Annotated in this window: 5 protein-coding genes; 2 read left to right on the top strand and 3 right to left on the bottom strand. The window is 67.6% G+C overall.

The window, feature by feature from the left end:
- Positions 1-3: 3 nt before the first annotated feature.
- Positions 4-1413 (top strand): phage/plasmid primase, P4 family, encoded by a 1410-nt coding sequence (locus B9S58_RS18650; RefSeq protein ID WP_103533261.1) that lies wholly within the window; start codon positions 4-6, stop codon positions 1411-1413.
- Positions 1414-1496: 83 nt separating this feature from the next.
- On the opposite strand, the gene B9S58_RS18645 is transcribed toward B9S58_RS18650, so the two are convergent.
- Positions 1497-1928, bottom strand: a complete 432-nt coding sequence (locus tag B9S58_RS18645; RefSeq protein ID WP_103533260.1) for a DUF6009 family protein — start codon at positions 1926-1928, stop codon at positions 1497-1499.
- A 194-nt stretch (positions 1929-2122) separates the two neighbouring features.
- On the opposite strand from B9S58_RS18645, the gene B9S58_RS18640 reads away from it, so the two are divergent.
- Complete coding sequence (locus tag B9S58_RS18640) at positions 2123-2566, top strand: hypothetical protein (RefSeq protein WP_103533259.1); 444 nt, start codon at positions 2123-2125, stop codon at positions 2564-2566.
- A gap of 192 nt (positions 2567-2758) precedes the next feature.
- Here B9S58_RS18640 and B9S58_RS38465 read toward each other — a convergent pair whose 3' ends face one another.
- Positions 2759-3034, bottom strand: a complete 276-nt coding sequence (locus tag B9S58_RS38465) for a DUF6009 family protein (RefSeq protein ID WP_258044688.1) — start codon at positions 3032-3034, stop codon at positions 2759-2761.
- Positions 3031-4419, bottom strand: a complete 1389-nt coding sequence (locus B9S58_RS18630) for a phage/plasmid primase, P4 family (protein WP_103533262.1) — start codon at positions 4417-4419, stop codon at positions 3031-3033. The genes B9S58_RS38465 and B9S58_RS18630 overlap by 4 nt, the downstream gene beginning before the upstream one ends.
- Positions 4420-4422 lie beyond the last annotated feature (3 nt).

The following is a 4422-nucleotide window of genomic DNA, read 5'->3' as shown; positions in this document are numbered from 1 at the left end:
CAGGTGTTGGCGGTGGGGTTGTTGCCGGATTCGTTGACGGATCGGGGGAATGCGAAGTTGTTTGTGCGGTTGTATGCGCGGGATTACCGGCATGTGTCGGGTCTGGGGTGGTATCGGTGGGACGGGACGCGGTGGCGGAGTGATGAGGACGATACGGTGCTGTGGGCGGCGGGGGAGATGGCGGAGGGGATCGCCACGAGTGATCCGCGGGGGGTGTATTCGGATGCGGTGTTGCACAGGCATCGTCGTCGTGCGTTGAGTACGTCGGGGATCAACGCGCTGCTGGGGCAGGCGAGGTCGGCGCCGGGGATGGTGCTGAGCGCGGGTGCGCTGGACGCGGACCCGTATGTGCTGTGCACGCCGGCGGGGATCGTGGATCTGCGGTCGGGGGTGCTGCGGGCTCCGGATCCGGACCGGGACTTCCATTCCCGTTCGACGTCGATCGGTCCGCGGCGGATGCCGACTCCGCGCTGGAACCGTTTCCTGGCCGACACGTTCGGGGACGATGCCCAGGGCACGGAGATGATCCGTTTCCTGCATCTGCTGCTGGGGTACTCCCTCACCGGTGATGTCGGGGCGCAGGTCCTGCCGTTCCTCTTCGGTTCGGGGAAGAACGGGAAGTCCGTTCTCCTGGACGTTCTGATCAAGCTTCTGGGTGACTACGCCGATGCTGCGCCTCCCGGTTTCCTGATGGCCCGGCCCTTCGAGGGACACCCCACCGATCTCGCCGAACTCCACGGCCGCCGCGTGATCGTGTGTTCCGAGGTCAAGCCGGGTGACCGTTTCGACGAGGCCCGGGTCAAACTCCTGACCGGCGGCGACCGCATCAAGGCACGCCGGATGCGCCAGGACTTCTTCTCCTTCGCCCCCACCCACAAACTCTGGCTCCTGGGCAACCACCGCCCCGAGGTCGGTACCGGCGGCTACGCCTTCTGGCGCCGGATGCGTCTGATCCCCTTCGACCGTGTCGTCTCCGACCACCAGAAGATCGACAACCTCGCCGACATCCTCGTCACCGAGGAAGGCCCCGGCATCCTGAACTGGCTCGTCACCGGAGCCCATCAGTACCTCAACAGCCCACGCGACCTCACCGGACCCGAAACCGTCCGCATCGCCACCACCGCCTACGCCGAGACCGAGGACCACACCGGCCGTTTCCTCACCGAACGCTGCACCCTCCAGCCCCACCACCGTGTCGAACAGGCCCGCCTCTACAACGCCTACAGAACCTGGTCACGCGCCGAAGGCATCACCCCCACCTCCTCCCGCGCCTTCGCAGCCCGCGTCCGCGAAACCATCGGACTGTCCTCACCCAAAGAAATGCTCCTCTCCAACCAACGCAAGCACTACCCCGGCATCCACCTCCTCCCCGACCAAGCGATCGAGCCGTGCAGCGAGGCTGGTCGGGGGTGATCGTCGAGGTCGTCCACCGGAGTACCTCAGGGTCCAGACCGTCGGCAGCGGGTCCGGCCCCCGCGCAGGAACAATCGGAGTGACTACTGGTGGGGCACCGACCAAGGACCAGGGCAGCCCGGCGGGGCGGTGCCGCGTTGGCGGGTGGCGCTGGAGAGGGGTCCGCCTTCTGAGCGTTCGGTCTTGTGCCCTTTGGCACGGGGGGCGAGCGTGGCTGGGTCGACGGCTTCCGCTGGCGCACCGGTGGCGTAGAGGCCCTTGGGGTCGGTGTCCCGGTCGTGGGGCAGCAGCCAGAACACTCGCCGGCGGAAGGTGCCCGAGGAGCGTGAGGCTCTGGCCCCGGGCCGCAGGACCGCGTATCCGACCATCCGTCCGTCACGATGGTAGGCGGGCTTCCCCCGCCGGTTGGGCAGCCGGTCCAGGCTCTGTCGTACGTAGTCCAGGGGGGAGACGTCCTCCAGCCAGACCAGCGTGTCCTCCTCGCTGATCTCGTCCCCGTCGATCAGAGCACTCACTCCGCCTCCTCCTCGACCACAGCCGCTTGTAGACACTGTGCCCCGGGCGCGCGGCCATGAGCAGCCTAAGGTCGGATAACGCGTCCGCCCGGGGCGGGGTATGAGATCCTTCGGCCTCGCGGTACGGGGCCGGGACGTAAAACGGCACGGTACGTGCGGATCCTCCGATATCAGAAGCTCCAAGGAGCGGTCGGATGCCAGGAGACGCTCTCTTGGCGCGCGAGCCGACTGACGTCCGCACGAGATCTACCACCGCCGCCCGCACGACCAGGACCGTGGCCGTACCGAGGAACGGCCGTCCCAGCGGCCTGCTGATCCGGGCGGCACGGGCGGCGCGACTGTTCGCACTCCCCGGCACCGTGGCGACCGTGGCGGACAGGGCGATGTCGTATGCGGTGAGCGTCCCGGCCGGACCGGAGGCCAGGCCTGAGCCGGGGGCCGCCAAGGGGAGCGCCGACGTGCACGGACCGTTGCCGGGTATGGACTCCATCAACATGCCGCAGACGGCCTGGTCCACGGCCTCCGCCGACCGGATGGCCGCCGGCGGGAAGTCGGCGATCGGTCACACGAACAGGGGCGGGCCGTGTCGCCGGACCGACTCCTCTTCCGGGGAGGCCTCTGTGACCATGCCCCGGTGACTCAGCGACACCTGCCACAAAAGAACTCCTTCTTGACTGCCGGATGGGTGACAGCGTAGAAGCGGTACCGGGCGAGCCCATCTCCGAGAATGCTCGCCTCGAAGGTGAAATCGAGACGAGTACCGCGACAACCGGGGCGCGACGTGAGTCCGGCACGACGGGAATCGGCCTCGGACGCCGCCTCCTGCTTCATCAAGGCGGGGCGGTGCCGCGTTGGCGGGTGGCGCTGGAGAGGGGTCCGCCTTCTGAGCGTTCGGTCTTGTGCCCTTTGGCACGGGGGGCGAGCGTGGCTGGGTCGACGGCTTCCGCTGGCGCACCGGCGGCGTGGCCCCCGGAGGAAACGGTGTCGCGCGGGAACTTCCCCGCCGGTCCAGGCTCTGTCGTACGTAGTCCAGAGGCGGGACGTTCTCCAGCCGGACCAGCGTGTCCTCCTCGCTGATCTCGTCCCCGTCGAGCCAGAGCGCTCACTCCACTTCCGCTTGGTCGGGGAGGAGGTGGATGCCGGGGTAGTGCTTGCGTTGGTTGGAGAGGAGCATTTCTTTGGGTGAGGACAGTCCGATGGTTTCGCGGACGCGGGCTGCGAAGGCGCGGGAGGAGGTGGGGGTGATGCCTTCGGCGCGTGACCAGGTTCTGTAGGCGTTGTAGAGGCGGGCCTGTTCGACACGGTGGTGGGGCTGGAGGGTGCAGCGTTCGGTGAGGAAACGGCCGGTGTGGTCCTCGGTCTCGGCGTAGGCGGTGGTGGCGATGCGGACGGTTTCGGGTCCGGTGAGGTCGCGTGGGCTGTTGAGGTACTGATGGGCTCCGGTGACGAGCCAGTTCAGGATGCCGGGGCCTTCCTCGGTGACGAGGATGTCGGCGAGGTTGTCGATCTTCTGGTGGTCGGAGACGACACGGTCGAAGGGGATCAGACGCATCCGGCGCCAGAAGGCGTAGCCGCCGGTACCGACCTCGGGGCGGTGGTTGCCCAGGAGCCAGAGTTTGTGGGTGGGGGCGAAGGAGAAGAAGTCCTGGCGCATCCGGCGTGCCTTGATGCGGTCGCCGCCGGTCAGGAGTTTGACCCGGGCCTCGTCGAAACGGTCACCCGGCTTGACCTCGGAACACACGATCACGCGGCGGCCGTGGAGTTCGGCGAGATCGGTGGGGTGTCCCTCGAAGGGCCGGGCCATCAGGAAACCGGGAGGCGCAGCATCGGCGTAGTCACCCAGAAGCTTGATCAGAACGTCCAGGAGAACGGACTTCCCGTTCTTCCCCGAACCGAAGAGGAACGGCAGGACCTGCGCCCCGACATCACCGGTGAGGGAGTACCCCAGCAGCAGATGCAGGAAACGGATCATCTCCGTGCCCTGGGCATCGTCCCCGAACGTGTCGGCCAGGAAACGGTTCCAGCGCGGAGTCGGCATCCGCCGCGGACCGATCGACGTCGAACGGGAATGGAAGTCCCGGTCCGGATCCGGAGCCCGCAGCACCCCCGACCGCAGATCCACGATCCCCGCCGGCGTGCACAGCACATACGGGTCCGCGTCCAGCGCACCCGCGCTCAGCACCATCCCCGGCGCCGACCTCGCCTGCCCCAGCAGCGCGTTGATCCCCGACGTACTCAACGCACGACGACGATGCCTGTGCAACACCGCATCCGAATACACCCCCCGCGGATCACTCGTGGCGATCCCCTCCGCCATCTCCCCCGCCGCCCACAGCACCGTATCGTCCTCATCACTCCGCCACCGCGTCCCGTCCCACCGATACCACCCCAGACCCGACACATGCCGGTAATCCCGCGCATACAACCGCACAAACAACTTCGCATTCCCCCGATCCGTCAACGAATCCGGCAACAACCCCACCGCCAACACCTG

This window comes from Streptomyces sp. SM11 (genome assembly GCF_002910905.1).
GTDB lineage: Bacteria > Actinomycetota > Actinomycetes > Streptomycetales > Streptomycetaceae > Streptomyces.
This window is presented reverse-complemented; position numbering and strand designations above follow the sequence as displayed.